Source organism: Streptomyces albipurpureus (genome assembly GCF_023701525.1).
Taxonomy (GTDB): domain Bacteria; phylum Actinomycetota; class Actinomycetes; order Streptomycetales; family Streptomycetaceae; genus Streptomyces; species Streptomyces albipurpureus.
On the sequence record NZ_JAMQAW010000010.1, the window covers coordinates 87,449 to 105,545 of the forward strand.

Genomic DNA, 18,097 nt, shown 5'->3' on the forward strand with positions numbered 1-18,097 from the left:
CGCCGACTCACCATCCCGGTGGGCGGCAGGACGGCGGTGGCGGACCCAGGGCCTGGGGCTCGGTGGGCGCCAGGGCCGCCTGGGGCTTGTGTCCCACCAGCAGCACCAACACCATCGCCCCGGCGGCTGCCTCGAACCCCCAGGACAGCACGATCAGCTTGTCCTCGACCGATGACTGGTCGAGCCGCCCCATCCACTGGTTGCGGAGCCCGGTGCCCGCTCCCCGTATCCCCGCCGCCAGGACGAGCATCCCGCCCACCAGGCCGATCGGGCGAGTGCCGCCCAGTGCCGCCACCAGTGCGAGCAGTACGGTGACCGCCGTCAGCCAGCCCGGCGGGATGCCGAGGAGCGGCAGCAGCGCCGACTCGCTACCGGTGAAGCGGTCGGCATAGTGATCGTGGGGGGACAGTGCGGCGGTACGGATCTCCCAGGCCGCGAGGACCACGGCAGCGGCGCCCAGCAGGATCGAGACCAGCAGCGGGGTTCGCCCGGGTAACCGGCGCGGCTGGCGGGCGCCCGCCAGTGCGGTGATCAGCAGGCCCACGCCCAGCCCCAGGGAGCCGAAGGCGGTGTAGACGGCCCGTATCCGCAGTTCGTCCGTGGCCCGTAGATCCATCCAGGAGGAGGTGAGCACCCATAGGCCCGGTAGTCGTACCGCGATGGTGACCAATCCGGCCGCCACCAGCGCACCGGCGGTGACGCGGTGCCGCACGGCCGAGGCCAGGACCGTGAGGTACACCAGCAGGAGAAGCAGATCCTCCAGGGTCGTCGTCAGGGACAGGGTCCGCAGCTGGCCGGTCCAGAAGTTCCATAGATCGAGTGAGGACCGCGCTGCCGACAGGTCCCGGACGAGCCAGCCGCCCTCGATCGCCGCGAGCACCGCGCAGAGCGCCGCTCCGGTGATCTGGGCTCCCCTGGTAAGAGTCACCCTGCGATCCTGCATCCGCCCTGGGCGGCGGGACAAGAGCGTGCTCGGACGACCGACCGGCCGGGAGGTTCTTCAGGAACCCCCGGCCGGTCTACGGCACCCGCACGGCCGTACCCGTCCGAGCTTGCCCGGTCCGTATATCGGGACCGCGACAGACACGTTGCCCCTAGGTAAAACGCCCCGGAGCGCTGCTTCACTCCGCGGTGGGCACCACCTTCTTCTCCTCCGCGAAGTGGCAGGCCGACGGGTGCTGGGCCGGGCCCGGCTCGGCCAGCCGGAAGACTGCGGGCACCGCGAGCAGCGGCACCTCCAGGGCGCACCGCTCCTGTGCCTTCCAGCAGCGGGTGCGGAAGCGGCAGCCGGACGGGATGTTCGCCGGCGAGGGAACATCGCCGCCGAGGATGATCCGTTCGCGGTGCTCGCGCGCCTCGGGATCGGGGACCGGGACCGCCGAGAGCAGCGCTTGGGTGTACGGGTGCGTGGGGTGGTCGTAGATCTCCTCGTCGCGCCCCAGTTCCACCACCCGCCCCAGATACATCACGCCGACCCGGTCCGAGATATGCCGCACGATGGAGAGGTCATGGGAGATGAACATCAGGGTCAGATCGAACTCGTCCTGAAGTCCGGCGAGTAGGTTGATGACCTGCGCCTGCACCGAGACATCGAGGGCGGAGACGGGCTCATCGGCGACGATGATCTCCGGTTGGAGCGCGAGGCCGCGGGCGATGCCGATGCGTTGGCGCTGGCCACCGCTGAACTGATGCGGATAGCGGTTGATGTACTCGGGGTTGAGGCCCACCACGTCGAGCAGTTCCCGCACCCGACGCCGTCGATCCCCCTTGGGCGCCACCTCGGGGTGGATGTCATAGGGCTCGCCGATGATGTCGCCGACCGTCATCCGGGGGTTGAGGGAGGTGTAGGGGTCCTGGAAGACCATCTGGATATTGCGCCGGACCGCTTTCAGCGCGCGTCCGGAGAGCTTGGTGATGTCCTCGCCCTTGTAGCGGATGGTGCCGGCGGTGGGGCGCTCCAGATGGACGATCATCTTGGCGAGGGTGGACTTGCCGCATCCGGATTCGCCGACGATGCCGAGTGTCTCTCCGGTGATCAGGTCGAGGTCGACGCCGTCCACCGCCCGGACCGCGCCCACCTGCTTCTTGAAGAGGATTCCCTGGGTGAGCGGATAGTGCTTGGCCAGGTCGCGGACTTCGAGGATCGCCTCAGTCATCGGTTGCCGCCTCCTCTCCTTCCAGTGTGCGCTGCCAGAAGTGGCAGGCGCTGGCTCGCTCCCGGGACACCTTGTACAGCGGCGGCTCATCGGTTCGGCAGATGTCCTGGGCCAGCGGGCAGCGCGGATTGAAGGCGCAGCCGGGTGGGATGTTCATCAGATTGGGTGGTAGGCCCTTGATCGCGTAGAGCTCCCGTCCCTTCTGGTCCAGACGGGGAATCGACCGGAGCAGTCCGCGGGTGTAGGGGTGTGCGGGCGCCTGGTAGATGTCATGGACGGGAGAGGTCTCCACGATCCGTCCCGCGTACATCACGGCGATCCGGTCGGCGACGTCCGCGACGACGCCGAGGTCATGGGTGATCAGGATCAGTCCCATGTTCAGTTCGCTCTGGAGCCCCGCGAGGAGGTCCATCACCTGGGCCTGGACGGTGACGTCAAGGGCGGTGGTGGGTTCGTCGGCGATGATCAGGGCCGGTTCCAGGGCCAGGGCCATCGCGATCATGATGCGCTGGCGCATACCGCCGGAGAACTGGTGCGGATACTGCCGTACGCGCTCCTTGGCACCGGGGATGCCCACCCGCTCCATCAGCTCGATGGACTTGGCGCGGGCGTCCTTCTTGGACATGCCCCGGTGGACGGTGAACATCTCGGCGAGCTGGTCGCCGACGCTCAGCACCGGGTTCAACGAGGAGAGCGCGTCCTGGAAGATCATGGCCATCTCGGAGCCACGGATCTTGCGGCGCTGCTCCTCCTTGAGCTTCAGCAGGTCCTGGCCGCGGAAGAGGACCTGCCCACCGGCGATCTTGCCGGGGGGTGTGTCGAGGATGCCCATGATGGCCTGGGCGGTGACGGACTTCCCGGAGCCGGATTCGCCGAGCACGGCGAGCGTCTGGCCCTCGTCGACGGTGTAGCTGACGCCGTTGACGGCCTTGGCCACTCCATCGCGGGTGTGGAACTCGACCTGGAGATCGCGCACGTCGAGCAGGGGGGCGGTGCTCGTGCTCATGACAGGCTCCTCAGCGCAGCTTCGGGTCGAGGGCGTCGCGCACCGCGTCGCCGAGCATGATGAACGCCAGCACGGTGATCGCCAGGGCTCCGGCCGGCCAGAGGAGCATGTGCGGGGCATTGCGGATATAGGGGGAAGCGGAGGAGATGTCGATGCCCCAGGAGACCGTGGGCGGTTTCAGTCCGGCGCCGAGGTAGGACAGGGTCGCCTCCAGGGAGATGAAGGTGCCCAGCGCGATGGTGGCGACGACGATCACGGGCGCCACCGCGTTGGGCGCGATGTGCCGAAGGAGCAGTCGGCTGTTGGAGGCGCCCAGCGCCCGTGCGGCTTGGACGTAGTCGTTCTGTTTGGCGGTGATGACCGATCCGCGCGCGATCCGGGAGATCTGCGGCCAGCCCAGCAGCACCATGAATCCGACCACGGGCCAGACGGTGGTGGAGCTCACCACGGAGAGCAGCACCAGCCCGCCGAGGATCACCGGGATGCCGAAGAAGATGTCGGTGAGACGGGAGAGGATCGAATCCCAGCCGTCGCCGAAGAAGCCCGCGAGTCCGCCGAGTACGGAGCCGAGGAGGGCCACGCCCAGGGTGGCGCAGACGCCGACGGTGACCGAGGTGCGGGCCCCGTAGACCACTCGGGTGTAGACGTCGCAGCCCTGGCCGTTGTAGCCGAAGGGGGCGCCGGGCTGGGAGCCCTGTTGGGCTTTGGCGAGGTCGCATTGGAGCGGATTGCCGGAGGCGATCAGGGACGGCCAGATCGAGATGATCACGAGGAAGACGATGATCAGGCCGGAGATGATGAAGACGGGGTTGCGGCGTAGATCGCGCCAGGCGTCGGACCACAGGCTGCGGGGTTTGCCTTCGGGGCCGGTGCCCAGTGGTCCGCCCGGGGTCCTCTCAAGCGTCTCGCCCTCGCTGGTGGCGAGGTCCATCGCACCGCCCGCGCCGGTGGATGCGATCGCTCCGTCGTCGTCGTACCGCGGCTCAGGCATAGCGGATCCTTGGGTCGAGTACGGCGTACAGCAGGTCCACGATGAGGTTGGCCAGCAGGAACACCAGCACCAGCACGGTGACGAAGCCGACGACGGTCTGGGTGTTCTGGCGGACGATGCCCTGGTAGAGCTGGTAGCCGACGCCATGGATGTTGAAGATGCGCTCGGTGACGATCGCGCCGCCCATCAGTGCGCCGATGTCCGTTCCGATGAAGGTGACCACCGGGATCAGTGAGTTGCGCAGCAGATGCCGGGTGATGACCCGGCGTCTGGGCAGGCCCTTGGCCTTGGCGGTACGGACGTAGTCGGAGCGGGCGTTCTCGGCGATGGAGGTCCGGGTGAGCCGGGTGACGTACGCCAGCGATACGGACGCGAGCACCAGCCCCGGGATCAGTAGCTCGTTGAAGGGGGCCTCGGGCGATACCGCGGGCTTGATGATGCCCCACTCCACCCCCAGCAGCAGTTGGAGGAGGAGACCGGTGACAAAGGTGGGGACGGAGATCACCACCAGGGTCAGCAGCAGAATGGTGGTGTCGATGGGGCGGCCGCGGCGGAGCCCGGTGAGTACGCCGAGGGTGATGCCGATGATGATCTCGAAGCAGATGGCGACGATGGTGAGTCGGATGGTGACCGGGAAGGCCGAGGCCATCAGTTCGGTGACGGGCTGGCCGTTGAAGGCGGTGCCGAAGTCTCCGGTGAAGACATGGCCCATATAGGTCAGGTACTGCTGCCACACGGGCTTGTCGAGCCCGAACTCCTTGCGTAGCTGGGCCGCGGTCGCGGGGTCGCACTGGCGCTGGCCGCAGAGACCGGCGATGGGGTCGCCCATCACATTGACCATGAGGAAGATCAACAGCGTGGCGCCGAAGAAGACCGGGATCATCTGCAGCAGACGCCGGATCACATAACGTCCCATGAAGGGCTCCAGGGGTCGTGTTCATGGTCAGTGCCGGATCTCACGGTCGAGCCCTCGGTCGCCGGGGTCACCGGGTCACCGGGTCACCGGGTCACCGGGTCACCGAGGAAGGGGTGCGGCCCGGCGCGGGTGGGTCACGCCGGGCCGGTCGCCCTCGGCCGTCAGTTGACCTTGATCTCGTCGTAGACGGGGACGCTGAACGGGTTCAGCTTCACGTTGGAGATACGCGTCGAGTAGCCGGCGCTGCCGTTCTGGTACCAGAGCGGAATGGCCGCCATCTGGTCCCGTACGACCTCCTCGGCCTGCTTGAAGGTCTCCACCGCCTTCGCGGTGTCGCTCTCGGCGTTGGCCTGGTCGACGAGTTTGTCGAACTCGTCGTTGGTCCACTTGCCGTCGTTGGAGGAGGCGTTGGTGTAGTAGAGCGGCTGGAGGAAGTTCTGGATCAGCGGGTAGTCCATCTGCCAGCCGGCCCGGAAGGGGCCGGGCATCTTGGACTGGGTGATCTGGTTGCGGAAGTCGGCGAAGGTGCCGATGGGGTTGCCGACACAGGCGCGGTCATTGCCGAGGGCGTTGTTGATGCTGTTGCAGACGGCGTCGACCCAGTCCTTGTGGGAGCCGGTGTCCGCGTTGTACGAGACCCTCATCGAACCGCCCGGGATGCCGCCGCCCTCCGCGACCAGCTTCTTCGCTTCGGTGGGGTTGTAGTCACAGGCGTCGCCGCACAGGGTGTCGCTGAAGCCGCCGTCCTCCCCCAGTACCGGCGAGGTCCAGTCCTTCGCGGGGGTGCGGGTCTTCTGGAAGATGGTGTCGGTGATCTGCTGGCGGTTGATCGCCCGGGAGAGTCCGGTGCGCAGCTTCTCACCGTTCGGCCCGTTCCACGCGTCGTCATAGAACGGGAAGGCCAGGGTCTGGATGATGCCGGCCGGGGTGTTGATGTACCGGTCGCCGAGGTCTGCCTTGACGTTCTTCAGCTGCGAGGCCGGAACGTCGTCGACGAGATCGAGATTGCCCGCGGTCAGATCGGTGTAGGCGGTGTTGTTGTCCGTGTAGACCTTGAGGTCCACACCGCCGTTCTGGGCCTTGTCCGAGCCGGGGTAGTCGTCCCACTTGCGCAGGGACATCTGGGAGCCACGGGAGTAGGAGTCGACGGCGTAGGGGCCGTTGCCGACGGGCTTGGCGAGCCAGGAGTCATGGTCGCTGAAGAACGCCTGGGGCAGGGGGGCGAAGGCGGAGTAGCCAAGGGTCTCCGGCCAGGTGGAGAACTTCTGGCTGAGCTTGACCGTGAAGGTGCGCTCGCCGGTGACCTTGAGGCCGGAGAGGGTCTTGGTGGTCGGCTCGCCGGAGTCCGGGTGAATCTTGTCGTACCCCTCGATGTAGCCGAAGAAGTAGGCGTTGCGCTGGTTGTTCCTTAGGTCGGCGCCGTAGTTCCAGGCATCCACGAAGGACTTGGCGGTCACCGCCTCGCCATTGCTGAAGGTCCAGCCGTCCTTGACGGTGATGGTGAAGTTGGTCGAGTCGGTGGTGTCGATCTTCTCGGCGAGCATGTCCTGGGCTTCGCCGGTCTTGGGGTCGTATCGCTTGAGGCCCCGGAAGAGCATGTCGAGAACCTTGCCGCCCTGCACCTCATTGGTGTTCGCGGGCTCCAGCGGGTTCTGCGGATCGCCCCAGGAAGCGCTGACGATTCCGCTGGCGCCACCGCCGCCGCTGTCGCCGCCCCCTCCGCAGGCAGTCGCCGTGAGGGCGACGGCCACCGCGCATACGGCCCATCTGGCGTGCGTGGCTCCACGCATGGAGTGCCTCCCAGTCCTAAGTCTCACTTAGAACGGATATCACCCCATATAGGGCTATTCTGCACGTCAGCCGCCGCCGTCTGGACGAAGGGTCGGCCCCTTCGACACCGCACCGGACGGCGAGGCACCTGCCTAGGGGACGGCCGGTAGGGTCACCTCCCAGGTGTCCACGGCGAAGTGGGTCGTCATCCCGTGTGACTCGTACAGCCGCAGCGCACCCGTCTCGTTCCCGATGTCCACACCGAGGCCGAGGGTGTCCCGCCCGAGCCCCGCGTACACCCCGAACGCATGGCGCAGCAGATGGCCGGCGATGCCCCGGCCCCGCGCTTCCTTGCGCACCCCCAGATTGCTGATCCAGCCCATGCTCTCCCGATCGTTGCGGGTCAGCAGCACGGCCACATCGCCGGTACCGGGAAGCGAGGCGATCCACACCAGCGACCAGTCGATATGCGCGCCACGGTCGTCCAGCCACTGCTGGTAGGTGCGCGTCTGGTGGTCGAAGTGCTCCGCGAACGTCTCCTCGATCAACCGGTGCGCCGCTCTGCGGTCCGTCTCCTCGCGGCAGTCCCGCAGGGTGAGCCCTGGAGGCGGCTCGGGAAGCAGATCGACGGTGGGGGCCAGTTCCCTGGTGAGAGCGTGATAGCGGCGTACGGTGTGCCAGCCTCGGTCGATGAGGAGGGTGGTGTCCAGGGTCGGGCGGACATTGAGATGCATATGGACGACGGCCTTCTTCGCGCCGTTGCCCGTGGCCCGGCGTATGGCGTGCGCCTCCATCAGTTGGAGCAGATACTCCCCCGCGTCCTGGTGCCCGGGGAGGATGTACTGGTCCATATCGATGCGCTCGGCGCCCGAGTCATCCCACATCAGTCCGTAGCCGACGAGTTCACCGCCGCGGAAGGCGAGCCAGGAGTTCTCCTCCAGGGCCGCCTCGGGGTGGCTGAGATCAGCCTCCACCTCATGCTGATCCGTCTCCGCCCGCCCGATCTCGGCGAGGTCCACGGCATTGAGCAGTCGGCAGATCTCCGCCGCGTCCCCGGGAACGGCGGGTCGCACGATCAGTTCATCCATCGGATCAGGGTCCGCCGGGTGACAGGGGTGGTGCAAGGTGTTTTCGGCGAGCCCGAGCGGGCCCCGAGCGGGCTGACCCGGTGGCGGAGTGGTCCGGGCGGGGATGAAGGAAGGAGCGCCATCCTCCGCGGTCAACCCCGTCGCACGGCTGAGGCCGCGGGTACCTCCTGGTGTTGCAGGAGGTACCCGCGGCCTCAGCCGTGGGGAAAGCGGTCGTTCAGTGCTTCTCTTCCAGCGCGGCGAGCGCCGGGTCCATCACCACGTCCTCGGTACGGGCCTCGATCGACGGCTCCTCCGGGAAGTGGCAAGCCGTCAGATGCCCATCGCGGCTTCCCGCGATCTGCACCAGGGGCGGCTCCTCGGTCGCGCACTTGTCCTGCGCCTTCCAGCACCGGGTACGGAAGCGACAGCCGGACGGCGGCATGATCGGCGAGGGAACATCGCCGGAGAGCCGGATCCGCTCCTTCTTCGCGGAGTCCACATCGGCCTCGGGCACGGCCGAGAGCAGGGCGTGGGTGTAGGGGTGACGCGGCCGGGTGTAGAGGGAGTCGCGGTCGGCGACCTCCATCACCTTGCCCAGGTACATCACGGCCACGCGCTGCGAGAAGTGGCGCACGACGGCGAGGTCGTGAGCGATGAAGAGGAAGGAGATGCCCAGTTCGTCCTGGACCTTCTTGAGCAGGTTGACGACCTGCGCCTGGATCGACACATCGAGCGCCGAGACCGGCTCGTCGGCGACGATCAGCTTCGGTTCTAGCGCGAGCGCCCGGGCCACACCGATCCGCTGCCGCTGGCCGCCGGAGAACTCGTGCGGGAAGCGGTTGTAGTGCTCCGGGTTGAGACCCACGGTCTCCAGCAGCTCCTGGACCCGCCTCTCCCGCCCACCGGGCGGGTTGATCCCGTTGACCTCCATCGGCGACTTGATGATCGTGCCGACGGTCTGCCGCGGGTTCAGCGAGGAGTACGGGTCCTGGAAGATCATCTGGATCTCGGACCGCACCGGGGCCATCTGCTTGCGGGTGGCCCGGGTGATGTCCCTACCGGCGTAGGTGATCTTCCCGCCGGTCGGGTCCATCAGCTTGGTGATCAGTCGCCCGGTGGTGGACTTGCCGCATCCGGACTCTCCGACGAGGCCGAGGCTCTCACCGGAGTACACCGTCAGGTCGATGCCGTCGACGGCCTTGACCGCGCCGACCTGGCGCTTGATGGGGAAGCCGCCGTAGATCGGGAAGTGCTTGGTCAGTCCCTCGACGGTGAGCAGCGGCTCACCCGCGGCGGTGGTGTTCGTTTTTCCCTGCTGCTTCGGCAGGGCGACGTTCTCGCTCATGTCTGCGTCTCCCTACCGAGGCGGGGCTCGATCTGGTCGATGAAGATGGTCTGCTTCTGGTCCTCGGTGAGGTGGCAGGCCGCTGCGCGGCCCTCCGCCAGCGAGGGGCGCTCGCTTGAGCAGAGTCCGCCGCTGACCTCGTTCCTGAAGGCGCAGCGGGGGTGGAACGGGCAGCCCGACGGCGGGTTGAGAAGGCTCGGCGGGGAGCCGGGAATCGGCATCAGCGCCTCGTCCAGCGGGCTGGACAGCCGCGGCATCGAGCTCAACAGGCCCCAGGTGTAGGGGTGCTTCGGCGTCTGCAGCACCTCACGGACCGAGCCGCGCTCCACGGCCCGTCCCGCGTACATCACCAGCAGGTCGTCGGCCATGTTGGCGATGACGCCCAGGTCGTGGGTGATGAAGATGATCGCCGAGCCCATCTCCTGCTGGAGGTCCTTGAGCAGGTCGAGGATCTGGGCCTGGACGGTCACGTCGAGCGCGGTGGTGGGCTCGTCCGCGATCAGCAGATCGGGGTCGCAGATCAGTGCCATGGCGATCATGGCGCGCTGGCGCATACCGCCGGAGAACTGGTGCGGGTAGTCGTTGAAGCGCGTCGCGGGCTGCGGGATGCCGACCTTGTCCAGCATCTCGATGGCGCGGGCCTTCGCCTCCTTCTTGGAGGCGCCGGTGTGCTTCATGTACGGCTCGGCGATCTGGCGGCCCACCGTGTAGTACGGCGAGAGGGCCGTCAGCGGGTCCTGGAAGATCATCGCGACCTTGTTGCCGCGAAGCTTCTCCATCTCCCGCTCCGGGGTGCTGAGCAGCTCCTGCCCGTCGAGGTGGATCTCGCCGTCGATCGCGGTGGTCTTGCGGTTGTGCAGACCGAGAACGGTCAGGTTGGTCACGGACTTGCCGGAGCCCGACTCGCCCACGATGCCCAGCGTCTTACCGCGTTCGACGTCGAAGGAGAGGCCGTCAACCGCGTTGACGATGCCGTCCTCGGTGGAGAACCGCACCCGCAGGTCGCGGACCGAGAGGAAGGCCCCCGGCCCGGTCGGGGCCGGTGTGTCTTCGGTCTTGGTCAGAGTGGTCACGGTCGTTCTCCTAGGCGAGGCGCACGCGCGGGTCGATGTAGGCGTAGGCGAGGTCCACGAGGATGTTCAGAATCAGGATGAAGAAGGCTCCGAACAACATCACGCCCATCGTCAGCGGCAGGTCCTTGTCCAGCGACGAGTTCACTGCCAGCCGTCCGATGCCCGGCAGGTCAAAGGTGAACTCAGTCACCACGGCGCCTGCGAGGAGACCGCTGAGGTCCATGCCGAGAATGGTCACGATGGGGGTGAGCGAACCACGCCAGGCGTAACGGAAGAATACGTACCGCTGCTTCATGCCCTTCGCGCGGGCCGTGCGGACATGCTCTTCCTGAAGCTGCTCGATCATGGTCGAGCGCGCCATACGCGTGTACTGAGCGGTGAAGATGGTCGCCATCACGGCCCAGGGGATGAGTAGTCCAACCACCCAGCCGGCCGGGTCCTCCGTGAAGGGCACATATGACGGGTTCTCCATCCAACCCGTGCTGTAGACCATGATTCCCAGGACGATCGGGCCCAGGAAGTAGATCTGGAACGAGCTGAGCAGCATCGACGCGCCGCTGACGACCTTGTCGATGATCGTGCCGCGCTTCCAAGCAGCGAGCAGACCAGCACCGAGCCCCAGGGTCAGGAAGATGACCAGGCCGCCCACCGTCAGCGAGAGCGTCAGCGGGAAGCGGTCCATGATCGAGTCCCAGACGAACTCGTTCGAGGAGAAGGAGACACCCAGGCACGGCGCGGGGCAGTGACCGACGGCGAAGTCTCGACCGTTGACGATCCCGCCCATGAACTCCCAGAACTGGGCGGTGATGGGCTTGTCGAGCCCGAGGTTCTCGCGGATGACCGCGATGTTCTCCTTCGTGCAGGTCTTGCCGCAGGCGAGTTCGGCGAAGTCCTGGGGAATTGTGTAGAACAAGAAGAACGTGAACGCCGCGATCAAGAACATGATCGCAACGGCACCGGTCAACCTGCGGATGAGGAACTGAAGCATCTCGGGAGGCTGCTCTCTTGGGAAAGGCGGCGGGGGGTGACATACGTGGGCCCTTGGGGGTGCGCTCCGCCTGGCGCGCACCCCCAAGGATCATCCGTGCGGGGTTGTTACGGGTTGATCAGGTACAGGTCGTTGATGTCGATGTAGCTCGACTCGGTGCTGTACTTGGTGCCACCCACGTTGGAGCCGGAGAGCTGGAGCTGCTTCGAGTAGTAGACCGGAGCAGCCGGGTTGATCTCCTCCACGATGCGGTGGTGGATCTCGGCCCACTTCTTGGCAGCGGCCTCAGGGGCGAGCTTGACGGCCTCGTTGATGCCCTGGGTGACCTTCTCGTCCTTGATGTGCGAGTAGTTCGAGCCACCGTCGGAGACCAGGTCACCGTCGTAGACCGGGGTGACGACCGTGCCCGGGGACGGCCAGTCCTGGCCCCAACCGGTCATGTACAGGTCGAAGCTGTTGTTCAGCTTGCCGACCTGCTCGTAGAACGAGGCGCGGTCGATTTCCTTGGCCTGGACGTCGAAGCCGACAGCGTTCAGCGCCTCCTTGACGATGACCATCTGCTTCTGCCCACGCGGGGTGTTGGAGTAGGCGTAGCTGAGCTTGGTGCCCTTGGCGACACCCGCTTCCTTCAGCAGCTTCTTGGCCTTCGCGGGGTCACCGTTGGGCTTCTTCTGCTTGCCGAACGGGTCGTACTTCGGGTCGAAGCCCGGCAGGGTCGGCGCGAACAGGCCACCGGCGAGCTCACCGCCGTACTTGCCGCCGTCCGCCGCGATCATGCGCTTGTTGGGCAGCGCGTAGGTGATGGCGTCGCGGACCTTCTTGTCCTTCATCCGGTCCAGGTTGAAGGTCATCTGCCAGACGTAGGGCTGGTAGCCCTTGACGGTGCGCTTGTTGACCGCCGGCTTGGAGATGACGTCACGCATCTGCGCGGGGTCGACCGAGTCGGTGAACTGGATCGCGTTCTTCGCGTCGCCCTGGTCAGCGATCAGACGCTTGGTCTGGCTGGACTGGTCGATGGTGGTGGTGAAGTCGTAACCGTCGACGTACTGGTGGCGAACCGCGTCCGTCTTGGGGTCCCAGTTGGGGTTCTTCACCAGCTTCATGGACTTGCCGGCCTTGTACTCGGCCAGCTTGTAGGGGCCGAGCGAGGCCGGCGCCTTGTCGTACTTCTCCTTGGTGTCCGCCTTCGCGGGCACGATGCTGTAACCGGCCATGGCCAGCGCCTGCGGCAGGTCGGGCTGCGGGTCGGCGAAGTTGAAGACAACCGTCTTGGCGTCCGGGGTCGCGAGCACGGTGTCGGGCAGGTGCTTGCCCTTGTACGGACCCTCGGGCAGCGCCTCACGGTACTTGGCACCGGAGAGCCAGCTCTGGATGTAGCTGGGACCGTCGAAGATGAACTTCGCGTAGGTGCGCTCAATGGTGTGGCGGACGTCGGCAGACGTGATCACGTTGCCCTTGTCGTCCTTGATGCCGTCCTTGAGCTTGTACGTCCAGGTCTTACCGCCGTTGGACTTCTGACCGGAGTCGGTGGCGATGTCACCGACGACCGTCAGGTTGCCCTTGTCGTCTTCCTGGAAGTTCGTCAGACCGCGGTGGATCAGGTTGGAGAACTGACCGGCGTCGGAGACGTAGATCTGGCCCGGGTCCATGTGGCTCAGGTCGGACTGCATGTAGACATTGATGGTGCCGCCGTTCTTGGCACCTTCGACGGGGGCCGCGGGGCCGTTGGACGCGGCGGCGTCCCCGTACTGAACCGGGTTGGACTGAGCAGCCGCGTCACTCTGCGACTTCGACTCGTCCTTAGTGCTTCCGCTGTCCTTGGAGCAGCCGGTGAGCGCCAGGGAGCCGGCCGCGGCGGCGACGACTATGACGCGCGCAGAGCGCGAACTAATGGGCTTCATGATGCTCGATGCACCTACCTGTCCTTTGTTGTTCATCAAGAGCTGCCTGACCGTCCGGTTGCCCGGCGCGAGGGCGGCAGCCACCCTCGCCCGTGGACGTCACCGTCCGGTCTTGGGGTCGAACGCGTCCCGGACCGAATCGCCGAGAAGGTTGAACGCAAGGACGAACACCACCATGGCGACGCCCGGGAAGAACATGAACGCCGGGTTCTGCTCGTAGATCTCAGAGCCCGTGGCGAACATCCGGCCCCAGTCGGGGGTCGGCTCCACGAAGCCCACACCCACGTAGGAGAGGAAGGCGATGGTCAGGATGGAACTGGGCAGCTGATAGGTGCCCTGGACCAGGATCGGGGTGACGATGTTGGGCAGGATCTCCTTGCGGACGATCCGCCACCGGGAGGCGCCGGAGACCTTGGCGGCCTCGACGAACTCCCGCTCACGCAGGGACAGTACGGAGCTGCGCACCAGACGGGCCATGCCCATCCAGCCCAGGAACCAGAGCACGAGGATCATCACGACCGCGCGCAGGTAGGTCGGCGTCTCATCGGTCGGAGAGACGAACAGCGCGGTGACGACGGGCATGAAGGCGATGAAGAACAGCTGGTTCGGGAAGGCCAGGAAGAAGTCCGTGGTCCGGCCGAGCCAGTAGTCGACCTTGCCGCCGAAGTAACCGCTCACCATGCCGACGAGTACGCCGGTGAGCACACAGAGGAAGGTCAGGACAAGCGCCATGTAGAGCGAGGTGCGCATCCCATAGAGCAGCATGGTGAACACATCGCGACCCAGGTTGGGCTCGACGCCGAACCAGAAGTCCCCGGACATGCCGCCGAAGACACCGGTGGGCAAGGAGAACTCGTCGAGGAGACCCTCGTAACCCGGTTTGTCCGCATAGAGCGTGTACGGGTCCTTGCCGTAGAGCTTGGAGATCACCGGAGCCAGCGCGGAGACGACGAAGAAGAGGATCACCACTACTGCGGAGACCATTCCGACGCGGTCGCGCTTGAAGCGCGTCCACATCAACTGCCCGGGCGACCGGCCAGTGTGGTTTGCGCCGTCGCCAGCGTCGTTCTTGGGCGCGGTGTCTTTGTCCAAGGCGACGGAGGCGTTCGATGCCTCAGTCTCGATTGGACTGGTCATGATGTGTCCATTCACGGGTGTCGGGTGACCCGCGGTCCTGCGCACGGCGACCGAGACGGACGAGCGTTGTGCACTCGTACGCCAGAGCTACCGCATGACGATCCCCCAGTCGGCCACCTCAACAGGCGTGACCGAGCTGCCTTTCGCCGCTGAATTCCTCAACGGACAAAACGGCCGGAAAGATCATCAATAGGGATTGATTCCACCCTCAGGATCGCGAGCCGAGCGGTTTGCCGGGGCTCAGGATCGGTGGTCGCCGCCGTCGGCGGCCAAACCGGATGGAATGCGCTGGAAACCGGCCGTAATCGGCATCGGTGACGACCCGACCCCACTGGCGCTCGTGGCACCGCGCATGGGTTCCTCCTCATGAGTCCACGTGTTCACTGCAAGGTTGGGTACATGACACCCGCCGACACCCCTGACGGCGAAGAGCTGTACCCCGTGTGCTCGTGAGTCGGCGCTCCCCACAGCGCATGACCCGTTGACCCGAGCTCAGTGAAGCCAACTATTGGGTAAGTTCGGGCCGTAAACCACACTTAAAGCATCTCGTTTTGGCAACATCAGCGAGAGCCCGAGGACCAAAATTCGGACAAAGGGATCACAGACAGACACCCCCGAAACGGACTGTTAATACAGGTTTCCGGTGAGCTACGCCCGATAGTCGGACGTGGTTGATGAGAAAACCTGTTGACGAACAGTCCCTCACCGATGGTCCAATCCCACAGTTTCCCACGCATGAGGTAGAGGCAAACGGCCCGGGGGGTCCCCGCCGAAAAGGAGCCCGGCGCCGGCCGACGAAGCGGGGTACGCAAGGCGCACGGCGGCGAACATAGCCGGACGAAACGCTTCGAGCGCGGGGTGTGCGCGCCCGGGGCACCCGCGAGTGCGGGCGAGGCAAGGCCCACCGCGGGACAGAGGGCACTCTCTCGGGGCCGCTGATGATGGTCTGGACCAGAGGGGTGGATGGGGCTAGCGAGGCCCAGGAGAGCGCCCCAGCTGGATTCCATCCGTGAGAGCCCCGAAGAGGCGCCTACCCGGGGGGTTTATGAGCTCTAGGTCGACTTGAATCGATGAAGGCCCTTTTGCACGAGCCGCCTGAGGGAAACCCAAAGGCCCGGAAGCCTGGCTGAGCCCGGGACGGACGGGACGGACAGGACGGATCAACGGACTGAAGACTCGCGAGCCGGGCGGAGGATGCTGCGGAAGCCGGAGCCGAGTCGGCACCGGCATGGGGAAGCCGGGCCGAGCCGACGCCGACTTCGGGAGGCCAGGCCCAGCCGGCACCGGCATGGGGAGGCCAGGCCCAGCCTGCGCCGACTTCGGGAAGCCGAGCAGAGTTGGCGCCCGCGAATCTCTCGCCATGCTCGGGCCGGGTGTCAGAGCTGAACTCCGCGCCGTATCTGCGCTGCTCCGGACCCGCGGCGCAGGCCCGTCCCGTGTTTGGCACCCACCCACTCGCGACTGACGGGAACAGCGAACGGCCGGGTTCGGCTTCTCGCTGCCGAACCCGGCCGTTTCAGGGCCGTACGAGAGGCGCAAGCGCCTCCTGGGGACTAGCCGTGCTTGGCGCGGGAGGCGGCACGGGCCCGCTCGCGCCCGTCCAGCTTCACCTTGCGGATACGGACCGCTTCCGGGGTCACCTCGACACACTCGTCATCGCGGCAGAACTCCAGCGACTGCTCCAGCGAGAGCTTGCGCGGCGGAACGATCGCCTCGAAGGAGTCGGCCGAGGCGGAGCGCATGTTGGTGAGCTTCTTCTCCTTGGTGATGTTCACGTCCATGTCGTCGGAGCGGGAGTTCTCACCAACGATCATGCCCTCGTAGACCTCGGTGCCCGGGTCCACGAAGAGAACACCGCGCTCCTGGAGGTTGGTCATCGCGAAGCCGGTGACCGGACCGGAGCGGTCGGCGACCAGCGAACCGTTGTTACGGGTGCTCAGCGGGCCGAACCAGGGCTCATGGCCCTCGTGGATGGAGTGGGCGATACCGGTACCGCGGGTGTTCGTCAGGAACTCCGTGCGGAAGCCGATCAGGCCACGGGACGGGACGACGAACTCCAACCGGACCCAGCCGGAGCCGTGGTTGGACATGTTGTCCATCCGGCCCTTGCGGACGCCCATGAGCTGCGTGACCGCGCCCATGTGCTCCTCGGGGACGTCGATGGTCATCCGCTCCACGGGCTCGTGGACCTTGCCCTCGACCTCGCGGGTGACCACCTGGGGCTTGCCGATGGTGAGCTCGAAGCCCTCGCGGCGCATCTGCTCGACCAGGATGGCCAGTGCCAGCTCACCGCGGCCCTGCACCTCCCAGGCGTCCGGACGCTCGGTCTCCAGGACGCGGAGCGAGACATTGCCGACCAGCTCGCGGTCCAGTCGGTCCTTGACCTGGCGGGCGGTGACCTTGCGGTCCTTGACCGCGGCCTTGTTCTCCGCGCCCTTGCCCGTGCCACCACGGCCGACCAGCGGCGAGGTGTTCGTTCCCACGGTCATGGAGATCGCGGGCTCATCGACCGTGATCAGCGGCAGTGCGATCGGGTTCTCCGGGTCGGCCAACGTCTCGCCGATCATGATGTCCGGAATACCGGCGACGGCGCAGATGTCGCCCGGGCCCGCCACCTCGGCCGGCCTGCGGGTGAGCGCCTCGGTCATCATCAGCTCGCTGATGCGGACATTGGCGATGGTGCCGTCGCGCTTGATCCAGGCCACGGTCTGGCCCTTGCGCAGCTCGCCCTGCTCGACGCGCAGAAGCGCGATACGGCCGAGGAAGTTATCGGCGTCCAGGTTGGTGACATGGGCCTGGAGCGGCGCGGACTCATCGAACTCGGGGGCCGGCACGGTCTCCAGGATGGTGGAGAAGAAGGGCTCCAGGCTGTCGCTGTCGGCCGGGACCGTACCGTCCGCGGGCTTGGTCAGCGAGGCGACCCCGTCCCGGGCGCAGGCGTAGACGATCGGGAACTCGATCTGGTCCTCGTCGGCGTCCAGGTCGAGGAAGAGGTCATACGTCTCATTGACGACCTCGTCGATGCGGGAGTCCGCGCGGTCCGTCTTGTTGATGCAGAGAATGACCGGCATCCGGGCCTGGAGGGCCTTGCGGAGCACAAAGCGGGTCTGCGGGAGCGGGCCCTCGGAGGCATCGACCAGCAGGACGACCGCATCGACCATGGACAGACCGCGCTCGACCTCACCACCGAAGTCGGCGTGACCCGGGGTGTCGATGATGTTGATCGTGATGGGCGCACCCCCCACCTTGGGGTGGTACTTCACCGCCGTGTTCTTGGCGAGGATCGTGATGCCCTTCTCACGCTCCAGGTCGTTCGAGTCCATCACCCGGTCGTCGATGTGCTGGTGGGCGGCGAAGGCGCCGGCCTGCTTCAGCATGGCGTCGACCAGCGTGGTCTTGCCGTGGTCGACGTGGGCGACGATGGCGACGTTACGGATGTCGTGGCGCGTGGGCATGACTGGCTAGCGCTTCTCTCGATTGTGGGATGCGGCGTTTTCCTCTGTACGCCCCGCCGAGGCATACGCGCCACGGCTCTGTCCCATGGTACGGGGCTGGCGCGTCCGGGGCTTCCCGGACCGGTGGAGATGCGGTATCGCAGCCGGGGTGGGGACCGCGTAGAGGTGGGGAAACGCGGGACGCCGAGCGCCTTGAACAAGGGTCAACGGAGGGACACGATCTTGCCCGCCGGGGGTCACGGCGGGCAAGGGAGTTGAGCCAGTTCTGGGCTTCCAGAGCGCCGCTGAA

The 18,097-nt window shown here is 66.4% G+C and carries 13 protein-coding genes; all 13 read right to left on the minus strand.

What is annotated here, in order from left to right; genetic code table 11:
- Positions 1-7: 7 nt before the first annotated feature.
- The gene (locus tag NBG84_RS12465) at positions 8-928 is read right to left on the minus strand and encodes a hypothetical protein (RefSeq protein ID WP_250919444.1); all 921 of its coding nucleotides are present in this window, start codon (positions 926-928) and stop codon (positions 8-10) included.
- Between the two features lie 193 nt (positions 929-1,121).
- Positions 1,122-2,156 carry an ABC transporter ATP-binding protein gene (locus tag NBG84_RS12470; protein ID WP_250919445.1) on the minus strand — a complete coding sequence of 345 codons (1,035 nt, stop codon included), beginning with the start codon at positions 2,154-2,156 and terminating at the stop codon, positions 1,122-1,124.
- The gene (locus NBG84_RS12475) at positions 2,149-3,162 is read right to left on the minus strand and encodes an ABC transporter ATP-binding protein (RefSeq protein ID WP_250919446.1); all 1,014 of its coding nucleotides are present in this window, start codon (positions 3,160-3,162) and stop codon (positions 2,149-2,151) included. The genes NBG84_RS12470 and NBG84_RS12475 overlap by 8 nt, the downstream gene beginning before the upstream one ends.
- A gap of 10 nt (positions 3,163-3,172) precedes the next feature.
- A complete protein-coding gene (locus tag NBG84_RS12480; RefSeq protein WP_250919447.1) occupies positions 3,173-4,153 on the minus strand; it encodes an ABC transporter permease in 981 nt (326 codons plus the stop codon).
- Positions 4,146-5,069 (minus strand): ABC transporter permease, encoded by a 924-nt coding sequence (locus tag NBG84_RS12485; protein ID WP_250919448.1) that lies wholly within the window; start codon positions 5,067-5,069, stop codon positions 4,146-4,148. The genes NBG84_RS12480 and NBG84_RS12485 overlap by 8 nt, the downstream gene beginning before the upstream one ends.
- Positions 5,070-5,230: 161 nt before the next feature.
- A complete protein-coding gene (locus NBG84_RS12490) occupies positions 5,231-6,859 on the minus strand; it encodes a peptide ABC transporter substrate-binding protein (protein ID WP_250919449.1) in 1,629 nt (542 codons plus the stop codon).
- Between the two features lie 132 nt (positions 6,860-6,991).
- Positions 6,992-7,927, minus strand: a complete 936-nt coding sequence (locus tag NBG84_RS12495; protein WP_250919450.1) for a GNAT family N-acetyltransferase — start codon at positions 7,925-7,927, stop codon at positions 6,992-6,994.
- Between the two features lie 217 nt (positions 7,928-8,144).
- On the minus strand, positions 8,145-9,254 hold the full coding sequence (locus NBG84_RS12500; protein ID WP_250919451.1) for an ABC transporter ATP-binding protein: 1,110 nt from the start codon (positions 9,252-9,254) through the stop codon (positions 8,145-8,147).
- Positions 9,251-10,327: an ABC transporter ATP-binding protein gene (locus NBG84_RS12505; RefSeq protein WP_250919452.1), complete on the minus strand. Its 1,077-nt coding sequence runs from the start codon at positions 10,325-10,327 to the stop codon at positions 9,251-9,253. Before NBG84_RS12505 ends, NBG84_RS12500 begins: the two co-directional genes overlap by 4 nt.
- Before the next feature lie 10 nt (positions 10,328-10,337).
- Positions 10,338-11,315: an ABC transporter permease gene (locus NBG84_RS12510; protein ID WP_250919453.1), complete on the minus strand. Its 978-nt coding sequence runs from the start codon at positions 11,313-11,315 to the stop codon at positions 10,338-10,340.
- Between the two features lie 107 nt (positions 11,316-11,422).
- Entirely contained in the window at positions 11,423-13,216 is a 1,794-nt protein-coding gene (locus tag NBG84_RS12515) for an ABC transporter substrate-binding protein (protein WP_250919454.1), read from the minus strand.
- A gap of 99 nt (positions 13,217-13,315) precedes the next feature.
- The gene (locus tag NBG84_RS12520; RefSeq protein ID WP_250919455.1) at positions 13,316-14,353 is read right to left on the minus strand and encodes an ABC transporter permease; all 1,038 of its coding nucleotides are present in this window, start codon (positions 14,351-14,353) and stop codon (positions 13,316-13,318) included.
- A gap of 1,553 nt (positions 14,354-15,906) precedes the next feature.
- Complete coding sequence (gene typA / locus NBG84_RS12525) at positions 15,907-17,808, minus strand: translational GTPase TypA (RefSeq protein WP_250919456.1); 1,902 nt, start codon at positions 17,806-17,808, stop codon at positions 15,907-15,909.
- Positions 17,809-18,097 lie beyond the last annotated feature (289 nt).

Excerpts from the sequence above, each read along its gene's own strand:
- NBG84_RS12470 (WP_250919445.1), bottom strand. The coding sequence starts at position 2,156 with ATGACTGAGGCGATCCTCGAAGTCCGCGACCTGGCCAAGCACTATCCG.
- NBG84_RS12475 (WP_250919446.1), bottom strand. The coding sequence starts at position 3,162 with ATGAGCACGAGCACCGCCCCCCTGCTCGACGTGCGCGATCTCCAGGTC.
- NBG84_RS12480 (WP_250919447.1), bottom strand. The coding sequence starts at position 4,153 with ATGCCTGAGCCGCGGTACGACGACGACGGAGCGATCGCATCCACCGGC.
- NBG84_RS12485 (WP_250919448.1), bottom strand. The coding sequence starts at position 5,069 with ATGGGACGTTATGTGATCCGGCGTCTGCTGCAGATGATCCCGGTCTTC.
- NBG84_RS12490 (WP_250919449.1), bottom strand. The coding sequence starts at position 6,859 with ATGCGTGGAGCCACGCACGCCAGATGGGCCGTATGCGCGGTGGCCGTC.
- NBG84_RS12495 (WP_250919450.1), bottom strand. The coding sequence starts at position 7,927 with ATGGATGAACTGATCGTGCGACCCGCCGTTCCCGGGGACGCGGCGGAG.
- NBG84_RS12500 (WP_250919451.1), bottom strand. The coding sequence starts at position 9,254 with ATGAGCGAGAACGTCGCCCTGCCGAAGCAGCAGGGAAAAACGAACACC.
- NBG84_RS12510 (WP_250919453.1), bottom strand. The coding sequence starts at position 11,315 with ATGCTTCAGTTCCTCATCCGCAGGTTGACCGGTGCCGTTGCGATCATG.
- NBG84_RS12515 (WP_250919454.1), bottom strand. The coding sequence starts at position 13,216 with ATGAAGCCCATTAGTTCGCGCTCTGCGCGCGTCATAGTCGTCGCCGCC.
- NBG84_RS12520 (WP_250919455.1), bottom strand. The coding sequence starts at position 14,353 with ATGACCAGTCCAATCGAGACTGAGGCATCGAACGCCTCCGTCGCCTTG.
- typA (WP_250919456.1), bottom strand. The coding sequence starts at position 17,808 with ATGCCCACGCGCCACGACATCCGTAACGTCGCCATCGTCGCCCACGTC.